14 protein-coding genes are annotated in these 15306 nt (G+C 65.7%); 3 read left to right on the top strand and 11 right to left on the bottom strand.

Going from position 1 to position 15306, the window contains the following annotated elements; genetic code table 11:
* Window positions 1-77: 77 nt before the first annotated feature.
* The 7 genes from hisF to hisG form a co-directional block, all read right to left on the bottom strand.
* A complete protein-coding gene (gene hisF, locus ACE191_RS04070; RefSeq protein WP_400190906.1) occupies window positions 78-836 on the bottom strand; it encodes an imidazole glycerol phosphate synthase subunit HisF in 759 nt (252 codons plus the stop codon).
* A gap of 41 nt (window positions 837-877) precedes the next feature.
* A complete protein-coding gene (gene hisA / locus ACE191_RS04075) occupies window positions 878-1597 on the bottom strand; it encodes a 1-(5-phosphoribosyl)-5-[(5-phosphoribosylamino)methylideneamino]imidazole-4-carboxamide isomerase (protein ID WP_400190907.1) in 720 nt (239 codons plus the stop codon).
* A 2-nt stretch (window positions 1598-1599) separates the two neighbouring features.
* The gene (gene hisH, locus ACE191_RS04080) at window positions 1600-2187 is read right to left on the bottom strand and encodes an imidazole glycerol phosphate synthase subunit HisH (protein WP_400190908.1); all 588 of its coding nucleotides are present in this window, start codon (window positions 2185-2187) and stop codon (window positions 1600-1602) included.
* A 123-nt stretch (window positions 2188-2310) separates the two neighbouring features.
* Complete coding sequence (gene hisB, locus ACE191_RS04085) at window positions 2311-3414, bottom strand: bifunctional histidinol-phosphatase/imidazoleglycerol-phosphate dehydratase HisB (RefSeq protein ID WP_400190909.1); 1104 nt, start codon at window positions 3412-3414, stop codon at window positions 2311-2313.
* Window positions 3415-3459: 45 nt separating this feature from the next.
* Window positions 3460-4506, bottom strand: a complete 1047-nt coding sequence (gene hisC, locus ACE191_RS04090) for a histidinol-phosphate transaminase (protein ID WP_400190910.1) — start codon at window positions 4504-4506, stop codon at window positions 3460-3462.
* Window positions 4507-4586: 80 nt separating this feature from the next.
* Window positions 4587-5879: a histidinol dehydrogenase gene (hisD, locus tag ACE191_RS04095; protein ID WP_400190911.1), complete on the bottom strand. Its 1293-nt coding sequence runs from the start codon at window positions 5877-5879 to the stop codon at window positions 4587-4589.
* A 203-nt stretch (window positions 5880-6082) separates the two neighbouring features.
* On the bottom strand, window positions 6083-6934 hold the full coding sequence (gene hisG / locus ACE191_RS04100; protein WP_400190912.1) for an ATP phosphoribosyltransferase: 852 nt from the start codon (window positions 6932-6934) through the stop codon (window positions 6083-6085).
* Window positions 6935-7386: 452 nt separating this feature from the next.
* Between hisG and ACE191_RS04105 the strand changes: the two genes are divergently transcribed.
* From ACE191_RS04105 to ACE191_RS04115, 3 genes are all read left to right on the top strand, one after another.
* On the top strand, window positions 7387-8247 hold the full coding sequence (locus ACE191_RS04105; protein ID WP_400190913.1) for a DUF2911 domain-containing protein: 861 nt from the start codon (window positions 7387-7389) through the stop codon (window positions 8245-8247).
* 112 nt (window positions 8248-8359) lie between these two features.
* Window positions 8360-8941 (top strand): Crp/Fnr family transcriptional regulator, encoded by a 582-nt coding sequence (locus ACE191_RS04110; protein WP_400190914.1) that lies wholly within the window; start codon window positions 8360-8362, stop codon window positions 8939-8941.
* A 71-nt stretch (window positions 8942-9012) separates the two neighbouring features.
* Entirely contained in the window at window positions 9013-9732 is a 720-nt protein-coding gene (locus ACE191_RS04115; RefSeq protein WP_400190915.1) for a sterol desaturase family protein, read from the top strand.
* 75 nt (window positions 9733-9807) lie between these two features.
* On the opposite strand, the gene ACE191_RS04120 is transcribed toward ACE191_RS04115, so the two are convergent.
* From ACE191_RS04120 to ACE191_RS04135, 4 genes are all read right to left on the bottom strand, one after another.
* On the bottom strand, window positions 9808-12327 hold the full coding sequence (locus tag ACE191_RS04120; protein WP_400190916.1) for a carboxypeptidase regulatory-like domain-containing protein: 2520 nt from the start codon (window positions 12325-12327) through the stop codon (window positions 9808-9810).
* Entirely contained in the window at window positions 12327-13019 is a 693-nt protein-coding gene (rpe, locus tag ACE191_RS04125; RefSeq protein WP_400190917.1) for a ribulose-phosphate 3-epimerase, read from the bottom strand. The genes ACE191_RS04120 and rpe overlap by 1 nt, the downstream gene beginning before the upstream one ends.
* Before the next feature lie 94 nt (window positions 13020-13113).
* Window positions 13114-13434 (bottom strand): hypothetical protein, encoded by a 321-nt coding sequence (locus ACE191_RS04130; RefSeq protein WP_400190918.1) that lies wholly within the window; start codon window positions 13432-13434, stop codon window positions 13114-13116.
* A 110-nt stretch (window positions 13435-13544) separates the two neighbouring features.
* Window positions 13545-15251: a S8 family serine peptidase gene (locus ACE191_RS04135; protein WP_400190919.1), complete on the bottom strand. Its 1707-nt coding sequence runs from the start codon at window positions 15249-15251 to the stop codon at window positions 13545-13547.
* Window positions 15252-15306: the final 55 nt, after the last annotated feature.

Below are 15306 nucleotides of genomic sequence, written 5' to 3' on the forward strand. Positions count from 1 at the left end.
GTAAACTTCATTACCTAAATACGTATATGAATAGTAAACTAAATTACATTATTCACAACCACTTAATGTACACTGTGTTACAACCGAACTACTACCCCGGCTTGGTGCAGGTGTTGCTTCAGGGCCGGGATGCCGATTTCGCCGAAGTGGAAAATACTCGCGGCCAGTCCGGCATCGGCGTGAGCCTGCTGAAACACGTCGGTGAAGTGCTCCATCCGCCCCGCCCCGCCCGAGGCAATGACGGGTACCGATACGCTCCGGCACACTGCTGCCGTCAGCTCCAGCGCAAACCCTTCTTTAGTTCCATCGTGGCTCATCGAGGTAAGCAGCAATTCCCCGGCGCCCCGCTCGGCCGCCTCGCGGCACCAGTCCAGGGCCGGCCGCCCTGCCGCCTGGGTTCCGGCGCGGGTGTACACCTGCCAGCCCGCCTCAGCGCTGAAACGGGCATCGACGGCCACCACCAGGCACTGCGACCCGAAACGCCGCGCCAGCTCGTCGATCAGTTCCGGACGCTGCAGGGCGGCGGAGTTGATGCTCACCTTGTCGGCCCCGTTCAGCAGCAGGGCTTCCACGTCGGCCACGGCACCGATGCCGCCGCCCACGGTGAAGGGAATATCCAGCTCGCGGGCCACGGCCCGCACCAGCGCGACCAGGGTCTGCCGCTTCTGGTTGGTGGCGGTAATATCGAGGAACACCAGCTCGTCGGCACCCTGACGGGCGTACTGGGCAGCCAGGGCCACGGGGTCGCCGGCATCGCGCAGGCCCTCGAAGCGAATGCCCTTCACGGTGCGCCCGTCCTTTACGTCGAGGCAGGGAATGATGCGTTTGGTCAGCACAGAAGACGGGTAAGAAGATTAACCATTAAAGAAATGCCGGCCTAAGCCAGTAGCCGGGTTAGGTCAGCCAGCGCAATCGTACCCTCGTAGAGCGCCTTGCCGATGATGGCCCCGTGCAGCCCGGCCGCGGCCAGCGCTTCCACGTCGGCCAGGGTTGTCACGCCCCCACTGGCAATCAGCTGCGCGGCCGGCAGTTGGGCGCGCAACTCCTTATAGGTATCCAGGGCCGGCCCCTGCAGCTTGCCGTCCTTGCTCACGTCGGTACACACAAAGGTGCGGGCCCCGGCCAGCAGGTAGGCCCCGATGAACTCGGCCACGCTGCGCTCCGACTGCTCGGTCCAGGCATTGATGGCAATCTGCCGGTCGCGAAAATCAGCCCCCACGATAATGCGCTCGGCCCCGAAGACGCGCAGCCAGTGGCCCACGGTTTCGGGTTCGCGCACCGCAATGCTGCCGGCCGTAACCTGGGCCGCGCCGGCGTCGAAGGCCTGGCGCACCGCCTGCTCCTGCTGCAGGCCACCGCCAAAGTCGATTGTCAGGCTGGTGTGCCGGGCCAGGCGCTCGAGCACCGCCAGGTTGACGGGCTGCCCGGCGCGGGCCCCGTCGAGGTCCACCAGATGCAGACGGCGCAGGCCATGCTGCTCGAAGCGCTGGGCCACGGCCAGCGGGTCGGCCGAGTAGGTGGTTTGCCGGGCGAAGTCGCCTTCGGTCAGGCGCACGCACTGGCCGCCGATCAGGTCAATAGCCGGAATGATTTCCATGCCTAAAACGAGAGAAAGTTTTCGAGGATGCGGGTGCCGACCGGCCCGCTTTTTTCGGCGTGGAACTGCACGGCGTAGAAGTTGCGGTGCTGCACGGCCGCGCTGAACGGGACTGGGTGGGCGGCTTCGGCAATGGTGTACTCCCCCACCGGCGCGTAGTAGCTGTGCACAAAGTACACGTGGTCCTGCTCACTGAGGCCCGCCAGCAAGGGCGAGCGAAGCCGCTGCAGGTTGTTCCAGCCCATGTGCGGCACTTTGTGCTCTGGATCAGGTACAAAACGTTTTACCTCGAAGGGCAGAATACCCAGCAGCTCGGTGTCGCCTTCTTCGCTGTGGCGGCCCAGCAGCTGCATGCCCAGGCAGATGCCCAGGAAAGGCTGGCTGAGCGTGGGCAGCAGCCGGTCGAGGCCCTGGGCCCGCAGCTCCCGCATGGCCGAAGCGGCTTCCCCCTCGCCGGGAAACAACACTTTATCGGCCCGGCGGATGCACTCGGCATCGGCCGTGAGCGTGGCCTGCACGCCCAGGCGTTCGAGGGCAAACAGCACCGACTGCACGTTGCCGCCCTTGTAATCCACTACTGCTATATCCATATGCGCGCTGTTTTCTGGAGCAACATTTTTACTCATTTGCAAATAACCACCCTGCGTACTCCGGGCAAGTGATTCAACCGGCGCCTTATCCATATATTAAACCATATGGATAAGGCGCCCAGCTTACAGAACGCCCTTGGTGCTGGGAATTTCCATCTGCTTTCCGTCGCGCACCAGGGCCATTTTTATGGCCTTAGCTACGGCCTTGAAGATGGACTCGATTTTGTGGTGCTCGTTGTCGCCGGTGCACTGAATATTCAGGTTGCAGCGGGAGGCATCGGAAAAGCTTTTAAAGAAATGGTAAAACATTTCCGTCGGCATGTCCCCGATTTTCTCCCGCCGGAACTCGGCGTTCCACACCAGCCAGGGCCGTCCCGAGAAGTCGATGGCCGCCTGGGCCAGGGCTTCATCCATGGGCAGCAGAAAGCCGTAGCGGGCCACGCCGCGTTTGTCGCCCAGGGCCTGCGCCAGCGCCTCGCCCAGGGCCAGGGCCGTGTCTTCAATGGTGTGGTGCTCGTCGATGTGCAGGTCGCCCTGCACTTCAATTTGCATATCTACCCCGCTGTGCTTGGCCAGCTGATCGAGCATATGGTCAAAAAAACCCAGGCCGGTTTTTATGCTGTGCTGCCCGCGGCCGTCAAGGTTGAGTTCCACGCGAATCCGGGTTTCGTTGGTGTTGCGTTGTACCACGGCCGTGCGGACGGGCAGCTGCCGGCTCGCAAGCAGCTCCACCACCTCCGTCCAGCGGGTGGTACTCAGCGCGGCCCGCTCGTCGCGCAGCTCCCCGATCAGAATGGCCTGGCAGCCCAGGTTCTGAGCCAGCTCCACGTCGGTGAGCCGGTCGCCTATTACAAAGGAGTTGGGCAGGTCGTAGTCGCCCCCCAGATACGGGGTGAGCATGGCCGTGCCGGGCTTGCGCGTGGGTAGGTTGTCGGCCGGGAAGCTGCGGTCGATGTGGCTGGCGGCAAACTCCACTCCTTCCCCGCGCAGAATGTCGAGCATCAGGTTGTGGCTGGGCCAGAAGGTGTCCTCGGGAAACGACGCCGTGCCCAGCCCGTCCTGGTTGCTGACCAGCACCAGCTCGTAGTCCAGCTCGCGGACCAGGCGGGCCAGGGCGCTGATGGCTCCGGGGACAAACTGAAACTTGTCGAGGCTGTCGATTTGCTGGCTGGGCTGGGGCTCGACCAGGATGGTGCCGTCGCGGTCGATAAACAGTACTTTCTTCATGACGTGAGGGTCGGTGCGCGCAGGGTCGCGAATCGGTTGCTTGGTTTACGAAAGCTGGCGCAGGGCCGTAAGCAGTTGTTCATTCTCGCCGGGTGTGCCCACCGTCAGGCGCAGGCAGCCCGCGCAGCCCGGCATCGTGGTGCGGTTGCGCACCACGATGCCCCGGCTCAGCAGCAGCTCGTACACCGAGGTGGCGTCGGTGCGGAAGCGCACCAGCAGAAAGTTGGCGTCGGAGGGAAACACCCGCTCGACGATGGCCAGCGCGGGTAGCTGCTCTTCCAGATAGCGGCGGCCGGCCAGCAGCTGCTCGCGCAGAGCGGCAAACTCCGCCTCGGCCCGCAGGCCCGCCAGGGCGTGTTGCTGGGTAGCTTCCGATACGTTGTAGGGCGGCTTGATTTTGTTGAGGTAGCCGATGAGCGCCGACGAGCCGAAGGCCATTCCCAGGCGCAGCCCCGCCAGCCCCCAGGCCTTGGAGAAAGTCTGCAGCACCACCAGGTTGGGAAATTCGTCGAGGCGACTGAGCCAGCTGGGCGCGGCGGCGAAATCGGCGTAGGCCTCGTCGACCACCACCAGGCCGCGAAAACCGCGCAGCACCTGCTCGATGGCCGCGGCGTGCAGCAGGTTGCCGGTGGGGTTGTTGGGCGAGCACACGAACACCAGCTTCGCCTCGGAGGCCACGATGCCTGCCACGGTTTCGGCGCTGAGCTGGAAGTCGGCCGTGAGCGGCAGCCGCTCGACGCCCACGTCATTGAGGTTGGCCGCCACCTCGTACATGCCGTAGGTCGGCGGCAGCACCAGGATCCGGTCCTGGCCCGGCGTGCAGGTCAGGCGCACCAGCAGGTCGATGGCTTCGTCGGAGCCGTTGCCCAGAAAAGTCTGGTCGGGCTGCACGCCCTTCAGCGGCGCCAGCGCCTGCTTCACGGCCCGCTGCTGCGGGTCGGGGTAGCGGTTGAACACCGCGGGGCCGGCGCTGCCCAGGCTGTTTTCGTTGGCGTCGAGCATTACCTGCGCCTGGCCCTGAAATTCGTCGCGGGCCGAGGAGTAAGGCTGCATGGCCCGGATGTTGGGCCGAATGAGATTTTCGAGGTTCATTCCTTTCAATGATCAGTTATCAATGAACAATGGGCAATGGCAGGAGTCGTAGACCCGGCCTGCTCATGGTTCATTGCTCATTAGTAATTGCCAATTGCCTGCAGGCGCAAAGTCACGGCGCGGGCGTGGGCGCGCAGGCCCTCGGCTTCGGCCAGGGTTTCGACCACGGGCCCGAGTCCGCGCAGGCCCTCGGCGCTGATGCGCTGGAAGGTGATTTTCTTCACGAACGAGTCGAGCGAGACGCCGCTGTAGCTGCGGGCGTAACCGTTGGTCGGTAGCGTGTGGTTGGTGCCCGAGGCGTAGTCGCCGGCGGCTTCGGGCGTGAGGTGACCCAGAAATACCGAGCCGGCGCTGGTTACGCCCACGGCCAGCTCTTCGGCGCGGGCCATGGCCAGAATCAGGTGCTCGGGCGCGTACTGGTTCGCGAAGAGCAGCATTTCCTCGGGGGTGCGCAGCAGCAGGGCCCGGCTTTCGCGCAGGGCCAGCCGGGCCACCTCGGCCCGCGGCAGCTCAGCTACCTGCCGCTCCACCTCCGCCACTACCGCGTCGAGCACTGCCACCGAGTTGGTCAGCAGCACCACCTGCGAGTCGGGACCGTGCTCGGCCTGGCTGAGCAGGTCGGCGGCCACGAAGGCGGGGTTGGCGGTTTCGTCGGCCATGACGAGCACTTCCGAGGGTCCCGCGGGCAGGTCGATGGCCACCCCGCGCAGGGCGGCCAGTTGCTTAGCGGCTGTCACGTAGCGGTTGCCGGGCCCGAAGATCTTGTCGACGGCGGGCACGCTCGCGGTGCCGCCAGCTAGGGCGGCCACGGCCTGGGCTCCACCGGCCTTCACGACGGTGGGAATGCCCAGCAGCTCGGCCGTGAACAGAATCACCGGGTTGACCGAGCCATCCCGCGCGGGCGGCGTGCACAGCACGATTTCGGGGCAGCCGGCCAGCCGGGCGGGCACGCCCAGCATGAGCAGGGTGCTGAACAGCGGAGCCGAGCCGCCGGGAATGTAGAGGCCCACGCGCTGCACCGGCACGGCGCGGCGCCAGCACTCCACGCCGGGCATGGTTTCGAGGCGCAGCTCGCTTTCGCGCTGGGCGGCGTGAAACTGCTCGATGTTCTGGCGGGCCTGCCGGATGGCGGCCTGCAGCTCGGCCGGCACCTGCGCGGCGGCGGCGGCCAGCTCCTGGGGCGTCACGCGCAGGTTGTCCAGGGCGGCGCCGTCCAGCTCGGCGGCGTAGTCGCGCAGGGCCTGGTCGCCGCGCTGGCGCACGTCGTCGAAAATCTGGCGCACCCGCGCTTCTACCTGCGGGTTGTCGGCCTGGGCGGGGCGCTGCTGCAGCGCCGGCCACTCGGCCGCGCCCGGGTATTGAATGACTTGCATGAGTTAGGGAATGTGGGGGAATGTGCTGCGCTTCACGCCGATGTGGGGAATGTGGGGCGCTTCGCGCTAATGTGCTGAGGTGGGCACAGATCCAGTTGCGTGGCTAAGCTCAGGGGCCAATCGGCCGAATGACATTAACCCATTCCCACATCGACACATTCCGCACATTCTCCACATCGGCGCGAAGCGCAGCACATTAAAAATCAGGAAATCATCTTCTCGATGGGCAGCACCAGGATGCCTTCGGCGCCGACGGCCTTGAGCCGGTCGGTGATGTGCCAGAAGTCGTCCTCGTTGACCACCGACTGCACCGACACCCAGCCGGCTTCGGCCAGCGGCGTGACGGTGGGCGACTTGATGCCCGGCAGCAGGGCCTTCACCGCGTCGAGGGCCGTGAGCGGGGCGTTCAGCAGGATGTACTTGTTGCGGCGGGCGCGGCGCACGGCCTGCATGCGGAAGCGCAGCTGGTCGAGCAGGTTCTGCTTGTCGGCCGAGAGCTGCTGGTTGGCAATGAGCACGGCCTCGGAGCGGAACACGGTTTCCACCTCGCGCAGGCCGTTGCCCAGCAAGGTCGAGCCCGACGAGACGATGTCGCAGATGGCATCGGCCAGGCCGATGCTCGGGGCAATTTCCACCGAGCCGCTGATGGTGTGCAGCTGGGCCTGCACGCCCTGGCCGGCCAGGTAGCTACCCAGCAGCTGCGGGTACGAGGTAGCAATGTTCTTGCCCTGCAAATCGGCGACCGAGGCGTAGGCGGCCCCGCGGGGCACGGCCAGCGAGAGGCGGCACTTGCTGAAGCCCAGGGCCTCGACTTCCAGCCCAGGCAGGCCGGCTTCCACCAGCACGTTCTGGCCCACAATGCCCAGGTCGGCCACGCCATCCTGCACGTAGCCGGGAATGTCGTCGTCGCGCAAAAACAGGATTTCGAGGGGGAAATTGGTGGCTTCGGATTTGAGCTTGAAGGTGCTGCTCAGAAAGCTAATGCCGCATTCGCGAATCAGCGAGAGGGAGTCCTCGCTCAGGCGACCGGACTTCTGGATGGCCAGACGAATCATGGAAAAGGGAAAACAACCAAGGAAACGAAACCGGCCCCGCGGGACGCCGGAAATCGTTGAATCATCATCAGGGTGCTGGCGCAACCGCGGCCGGAGCGGCGGTGTAAGCAAGTAACCAGCGGGGGCGACGCAGGTTCGGACCGTAGCCGAACGCCTATACGTAATTATTCCTCTCCCTAGGAGGAATGGTGGTGATGATGACCGGCATGCCCGTGCGCGGCGGCTCCTTGCGAAGCAACCGGCATCCAGGTAAAGCGCAACGAGGCGGCCGTGGGCATGGTCAGGGGTTGTTGTGGCGGCAAAGGTACACCCAGAACCGACTTTGCCAAACGAAACCCGACAAAAGCCCTCACATGATGATGTGGGATTAAACCGGGCGGGCTGCCGGCTGTCGTATCTTGGCACTTTCCGCGCAGGTTGCGTTGTTGGTCCTCTTACGTTCGCCTCTGCTTATGCCCCGTTTGTTTGCTTTCGTCGCCGGCCTGCTGCTGGCATGGTCCGGCGCCGCGGCCCAGGATTTTCCCCAGCCCCAGGCCAGTCCCAAAGCCAGCGTCAGCCAAACCATCGGCCTGACGCAGGTCACCGTCGATTACCACGCGCCCAACGTGAAGGGCCGCAAGGTGTGGGGCAACCTGGTGCCCTACGACCAAGTGTGGCGGGCCGGGGCCAACGAAAACACGCTCATCACCTTTTCCGACACCGTGCGCCTGGCCGGCCAGTTGGTGCCCGCGGGCAAGTACTCCCTGTTCGTGCTGCCCGCCGCCGACCACGAGTGGCAGCTGATTCTCAATAAGGTGACCACGCACTGGGGCGCCGAGGGCTACGACCCAAAAAATGACCTGTTGCGCGTGGCCGTGCTGCCCGAGTCGGCGCCCATGACCGAAACGCTGCGCTACTGGTTTTCGGACGTGCGCCCCGGCGCCGCCCGCCTCAACCTGGCCTGGGAAGAGCGCACCATCAGCGTGAACCTGCGCACCGACGTGCACACGCAGGTCGTGCGCGCCATCAAGCAGGCCGTCGGCAGCAAGCCCGGCAACGCCCAGCTGCTGGCGCAGGCCGCCGAATACCTGATCCAGAATCAGCTGGAAGCCGAGCTGGCCCTGCGCTACATCGATCAGGCCATTGCCCTCAACGACAGCTACGTCAACAACTGGCTCAAGGCCAAGCTGCTGGCCCAGAACCAGGATTACACCACCGCCGTGGCCTTTGCCCGCCGCGCCATCAAGCTGGGCGACAAGGACGACGAGTCGTTTAAAAACCAGCTGCCAAGCATGCGCGCCGTGCTCACCCAGTGGCAGGCCAAGGCGTACTGAACTGCAGCACAAAAGCACAACAGGCGCCTGCCGCGCCTGTTGTGTGGCGTATTTTGCCGCCCCTTCTTACCTATCCGGATTTGCTCCCGCGTTTTCGCACCCACATCTTTCCATGGAGGCTCTGCTAAGCCAGCTGGCAGCTATCTACCCTTTGTCGACGGCTTGCCAAAAGGCCATCAGCAACCAGATGCAGCCGGAGCACCTGCCCGCGCAGCATCACCTGCTGGTACCCGGACAGGTAGCTTCCCGCATTTATTTCCTGAAAACCGGGCTGGCGCGGGGCTACTACCTCAAAGACGGCCACGAAGTCAACGCCTGGTTTATGCGCGAGGGCGACTTTCTGATTGCCATCGTGAGCTTCCTGACCCGCACGCCGGCCGCCGACTACATTCAGCTACTGGAGGACAGCGTGCTGTGGTCCATCAGTCACGCCCAACTACAGGCCCTGTACCACGACTTCGTGGAGTTCAACGTGGTGGGGCGCATACTCACCGAACGCTACTACGTGCTCAGTGAGCAGCGTGCCCAGCAGCTGCGGCTGCAAAAAGGGCAGGCCCGCTACGAGCAGCTGCTGCGGGAATTTCCCGACGTGCTGCAGCGCGTACCGCTCAAATTCATTGCTTCTTACCTGGGCCTAACGCCCGAAACCATCAGTCGCATCCGTGCCCGTCGGGGGCTTCCTTTCCGAAATTGACAATTGTCAAGCGAGGCCCGGGGGTTGGGCGGCACTTTTGAGCCGTTTAACCAACCCCAACCTTTCTTGTCATGCTGACTCTGATCTTCCTCGCCTTCCTCGGCTGTTTTGGACTTGAACGCCTGCGTCCCGGCTGGCGCCTGCCCGTGGTACCCACCTGGCCCGCGCGGGTTCTGCTACTCAACGCGGTGCAGCTGTTGGTGGTGCTGTTGGCCGGCCTGAGCTGGGAAAAGTGGCTGTCGAGCTACTCAGTGTTGCACGTGTCGCAGCACCTGGGAGCGGTGGCCGCTGGCCTGTTGGCGTACTGCGCGGCCACGTTCATCTTTTATTGGTGGCACCGTTGGCGCCACCGCGTAGATTTCCTCTGGCGGCACTTCCACCAGATTCACCACAGTCCGCAGCGGCTGGAGGTCATCACGTCGTTCTACAAGCACCCCGTGGAGATGGTCGTCAACTCCATCATTGGCAGCCTGTTGGTGTTTACGCTACTGGGCCTGAGTCCCGCGGCGGCGGGAGTATATACCCTGTGCACCGCCTTGGGCGAGTTTTTCTACCATACCAACGTGCGTACGCCGCAATGGGTGGGCTATATCTTCCAACGGCCCGAAATGCACCGCATTCACCACGAATACGAGCAGCACCAGTACAACTACGGCGACATCGTGTGGTGGGACATGCTCTTTGGCACCTACCGCAACCCGCGCGAGTTCCGCGCCACCTGCGGCTTCGACAGCGCCAAGGAACAGCGCCTGCTCGACATGCTACGCTTCCGCGACGTGCACCGCGAATGAACCAGCAAAGCGCCCCCTCTGCCGCAAAGGCAACGGGGGCGCTTCGGGATGTTACCCTCGCAATCCCGCCCTACCCTAAAACCTGGCAATCAGGCGCAGGTTGATGACACGCTGCGAGAGGTAGTTGGGCACGGCGTAGGTTAGCCCGTTCAAGTCCTGCACGTAGCTGTAGCCGGCCACGTTGTTGGCCGCCAGCACGTTGAGCACTTCCAGGCCCAGCCACAAGCTTTCGTACTGGTAGAACTTGCGCTGCTCGGAGCGGCTGCGCTCGTTGAGCACCTTGCTCACGCCCAGGTCCACGCGCTTGTAGCTGCGGGTGAGCTTGGTGGTGCCGCGCTGCTCGGGCACCCCCGGCGGGCTGAAGGGCAGGCCGGTGCCGAACACAAAGTTCACGTAGCCCCGCACCGAGGGGTTGTCGGGCAAATGGTCCTGGAAGTAAATGCCCAGGTTCAGGCGCTGGTCGGTGGGCCGGCGGATGTAGCCCTGCTCCTTTTTGCCCACGGCCTGCCCGTTGCTGAACACGGTGATGGAGTCGCCCTCCAGATTTTCGCGTGTGGTGAGTACGCCCAGGCTAAACCAGGACTCGGCGCCGGGTACGAACTCCCCACTCACGCGCGCATCGAGGCCGGCGGCGTAGGCCGTAGCCAGGTTGCGGGCAAAGTAGCGCAGGCGCACGTTGTCCACGTCGTAGGGCACCACGTCGGTGAGGTACTTGAAGTACAGCTCGCCGGTGAACTGAAACGGCCGCCCCCACTGCTTGAAGCGGTATTCGGTGCCGGTAATCAGGTGCAGGGAGCGTTGGGCGCGCAGCTCCCGGTTGAGGCGCCCCTGCTGGTCGCGCAGCTCGCGGTAGAACGGCGGCTGGTAGTAAAGCCCCGCTGCGGCTTTGTACGAAAGGCTGGGCTTGCGGCGCGAGGTAGCCGCGTACTGCACCCGCGGACTGGCCACCAGCTGCCCGTTCACCGACCAGTAGTGCAGGCGCACGCCGTAGGTGAGCGAGCGAAGCGAATCGGGGCGCCAGGTGTGCTGGGCGTAGCCCTGGTAGCGCTGCGAGGCCAGATCCAGGTCGGTAACCAGGCGGGTCCGGCGGCGCTCGGGCACGAAGTCGGCCGAGTCGACGAAGGCATACTCGTTGAGCTTATCGGCAATGCTTTCGACACCGGCTTTCAGGCCCCAGCGCAGCGTGTGGCGCGAACCGGCCGCGTAGCTGCCGCGGGCTTCCACGTTGCCGATGCGGGCCAGCAGCTTGTTGCGCGAGTGGTCGAAGCGCGAGCCCACGTTCCGCTCGCGCACGGCCTGGTTGAAGTCGGGGGAGTTGGGGTCGCGGTTGATGTCGGCAAAGCGGTAGGCGGCCTCAATGTCGCGCAGCTCCAGCTCGCGCGAGAGCAGCCCGCTCACGATAACCTCGCCGCTGAGCCGCGGTGAGAAGTGGTGCGTCAGGTTCAGCCCGCCCTGGTAAGTGTCATACTGCATCTGCTCGCGGCCCTCGTAGCCGATGAACAGCCGCGTGAACTGGTTCAGGCCCGAGCTGAAGGTAGCCTGCCCCGACACCGGCGCGAAGCGGTAGTTGTTGTGGGCAATGGTGGCCAGCAGCCCCAGCGTGGTGCGCTGCTGGTCCTGCTCGGGCCCCAGGGCGGCCGTTACGTAGGCCTGGCCATCGAGGTAAGTGGGGTCGTAGGCGCCCTGGTTCTGGCGCAAGGAGCGCAACACGTATTGAGCATTCTTGTAGCGCACCCCGGCCAGGTAGCTCAGGCGGCCCGACTTGGACACGTCTTCGAAGTGCGCCGCGCCGCCCACCAAACTGGCCGTGGCCGAATACGCCCGCCGCCGGGGCTGCTTGTAGTCCACCGTCAGCACCGAGGCCAGCCGGTCGCCGTAGCGGGGCTGCCAGCCGCCCGAGGCAAACTGCACGCTCTGCACCAGGTCGGGGTTGACGAAGCTCAGGCCCTCCTGCTGGGCCGCCGTCACCAGAAACGGCCGGTACACCTCGATGCCGTTCACGTACACCAGGTTCTCGTCGTAGTTGCCGCCGCGCACCGAGTAGGTACTGGTCAGCTCGTTGGTCGACTGCACCCCGGGCAGGGTTTTCAGGATGGCGTTGAAGTCGCCGAAAGTCGAGGGAATTTCCTTGGCCGCGCGCGGGTCGAGCTGGGTGATGCTGACCTGCTCGCGGGTATCGTCCTGGCGCTGGCCACGCACGGTCACGTCGCTGAGGCTGCGCGCGTCGGTTTGCAGGCTAAAGCTCAGCTCGGCCCCGCCCGCGAGCTGGGCGGCCGACAGTGGGCGGCGCTGGGTGGCGTAGCCCAGGCGGCGCACCACCAGCACGGCCGGCTGGCCCGGCTCCAGGCGCGGCAGGCGCAGCCGGAAGCGGCCGTCTTCATCGGTGCTGGTGCCGCCGGGCTGGCCTTCCAGCGCCACCGACACCTGCTCCAGGGCTCGGCCGGCGGCGTCGCGCACGGTGCCGCGCAGCTCGGCCCGCACCGGCGCGGCGGGCTGCTGGGCCCAGGCTGCCGAAGCAGCGCCCACTCCAATCGGCACGCACAACAAGGAGCGCAGCACCAGCGTGGGCAGCAGCGCGGAACGGAAAACGGGCATTAGTGCTCGGCGGTAGCGGCGGAAAGGATGGCCCGCAAATCGGCCAGGGTGGCCACGGGGTCGGGTGACTTAAACACGAAGTTGCCGGCCACCAGCACGTCGGCGCCGGCTTCCACCAGCGGTAGGGCGTTGTCCTGGTTCACGCCGCCGTCTACTTCGATGAGGGCATCGGAGCCGGCATCTACCAGCAGCTCCTTCAGCTCGGCCACCTTGCGCAGGGTGTTCGGAATAAAGGCCTGCCCGCCGAAGCCGGGGTTGACTGACATCACGCACACCAGGTCGAGGTCGGCGGCAATGTCCTGCAGCACCCAGGCGGGCGTGTGCGGGTTCAGGGCCACGCCGGCGCGGCAGCCCAGCTTCTTGATTTGCTGAATGACGCGGTGCAGGTGGGTGCAGGCCTCGTAGTGCACCGTGATGTTGGCCGCGCCCGCGTCGCGGAAGGCCTCCAGGTAGTGCTGCGGCTCTTCGATCATCAAATGCACGTCGAGCGGCTGGGCGGCGTGGCGCTTGATGGCCTCGAGCACCGGCAGCCCGAACGAGATGTTGGGCACGAAGCGGCCGTCCATGATGTCGCAGTGCAGCCAGTCGGCGGCGCTGCCGGCCAGGCGCTCAGCCTCGGCTTGCAGGTTGGCGAAATCAGCGGCCAGCATCGACGGGGCCAGCAAGGGGGCAATACGGCGGGTGGAGTTCATGCCGGCAAAGGTAGCAACGGGCAGTGAGGTGGCACGATACCATAGGACAGGCGGTGACCGGCCCGGTTGGCCGCCTCCGGCCCCGGGCGCGCGCCTACTCCGACTTGCGCCAGGGCTGCCAGTCCAGCTCGCCGCTGTCCTTGCGGCGCAGAAATACGGTCTGGTCGTCGCGCTGCAGCTTGCCGAAGGTCACGTCGGCGCGGCAATCCAGGCACTTCACCGAGGTGTACTTGAACTTGTCCTGGGCCACGCGCGAGGTCAGGTCCAGGTTGTCGGAGCCGCAGATACCGCAGGCAGGCACGTCGGGAAAGCTCAGCCGGTCGTACTCGGCCACTACCTCGTGAAAGGAGCTGCCCTGCACGGTAAAGTGAAACTGCCGCCGCCCCAGGCGCTTGGAAATCATCAACTGCAACATAATTCAGAACGCAAAAAGGATAAATGCGGCCGACGGGCGCCGGCTGCCTGGCTGAACGAACCCGGCGCCCGGGCATTGCCCGCTGCCCGGAATTCAACCTAAAAAACCACTTACTGCTGCACGAAGCGCAGCGTGCGGGCCTTGCCGCCGCCGCCGGGCTCCACGGTGCACACGTACAGGCCGGCGCGCAGCGGCCCGGGGTGCAGCGCCACCTGCCGCGCCGCGCTGGCGGCCAGGGTCTGCTCGGCCACGCGCGCGCCGCGCCCGTCGTAAATCGTTACGCGTAGCACCTGATTGTTCAATTCCGGCGGCAAGCTCAAAAACAGCTCCCGCCCGGCAGGGTTGGGAAAGATGTGCAGGGCGCCCACGGCTTCCTCGGCGGGGCCGGCCAGCACCAGGGCCTGGGCCCGCACCGCGTCGGGAATGCCGTAGCCGAGCTGGTTGTTGGGGCTGTTGGCCAGGGAGCCGCTGCGCTGCAGCAGCTGAATCACCTGCTGAGCCGTGAGCGTGGGCCGGGCCTGCCAGAACGCGGCCGCCATGCCGGCCAGCACCGGGCAGGCGTAGGAAGTGCCGTTGCCGCGGCTCACGCTGCCGGTGGTCGTCACGTAGGACGCCAGCAAGCCCTGGGCCGCGAGGTTGGGCTTGATGCGCCCGTCGGCGGTGGGCCCCACCGAGCTGAAGCCGGCGCGCACGCCCAGGGAATCGACGGCGCCCACGGCCAGCACCGAGTCGGCGTCGGCCGGTGCGCCGATGTAGCGCCAGGAGTTGCCGCCATCGTTGCCGGCGGAGTTGAGCACCAGAATGCCCACCCGGGCGGCCACGGTGGCGGCGCGGCTGGCCAGGGCCGTGCGCCCGTTCATTTCGGCGTAGGTGTGGCTGGGCGAGGGAAAGTCGAAGGTCGTATAGCCCAGCGAGGAGCTGATGATGTCGACCCCGGCCGAGTCGGCGTACTCGGCGGCGATAAGCCAGTTGGCTTCCTCCACGGGGTGCTCCGAGCCCACGTCCTCGGTCAGCAGCAGGTGGTAGCTGGCCTTGGGCGCGGTACCGATGTAGGTGCCGCTGAGGTTGCCGGCCATGCAGGAGAGCGTAAAGGTGCCGTGGCTGTTTTTCTCGAACACCCCGCGGTCCTGGTCCACGAAGTCGAAGGTGCTCAGCAGCCGGCCCTCGTTGCGCAGCGAGGCAAAGGGCGCGGCCTGGTCGACCCCGGGAAAGCCCGCGTCGAAAACGGCAATGTGCATGCCCTCGCCGCGGAAACCGGCCTGGTGCAGGGCCACGGCCCCGATCATATCGGCCTGCCAGAACGCCTCACCGTAGCTGGGGTCGCGGGTGCTGCGCCGGGCCTCGGCGGCGGCCGGGCGGGTGGCGGGGCCGGGCTGCGCCCGCCCGGGCGGGCGGGCCGGGGCGCGGTTCAGCGTTTGGGCCGACAGCACGAAGGGCAGGGTTTGCAGCCGGGCCAGCGCCGCCGAGTCGCACTCGACCACGGCGGCGTTGAACCAACGTGAGCTGTAGCGGTACTGCACGCCCGCGGTGGCCTTCACCTGCGCCACGTAGCCCGGCGACACCGGCAAGTCGCGCGGGAGCACGGCAATGCCCTGGCGCGTGCGCCGCTGCACGGCCCGCGCCGAGAGGAAAGCCTGCGGCTGCGCCACGCTGAAAGGCGTGCCGACCTTGTCGCGGAAGTATACCAGGTGGCGGCGCACGGTGCTTTCGGGCGGCGGGGGCGTGGGCGCGGCTTCAGCGGCGGGCAGCAAAGTAGTCAGCAGGACTCCGAGGAAAAACGGGCGCATGGGCTCGGCAGCAGGATAAAGGGTTGGCATCGACAAGATACGGTTTTGGCTGCGGGAGCAAACACCCCGCCCCGCTCCAATTCAA

The sequence above is a fragment of the Hymenobacter sp. B81 genome, assembly GCF_044628455.1.
Classification (GTDB): Bacteria; Bacteroidota; Bacteroidia; order Cytophagales; family Hymenobacteraceae; genus Solirubrum.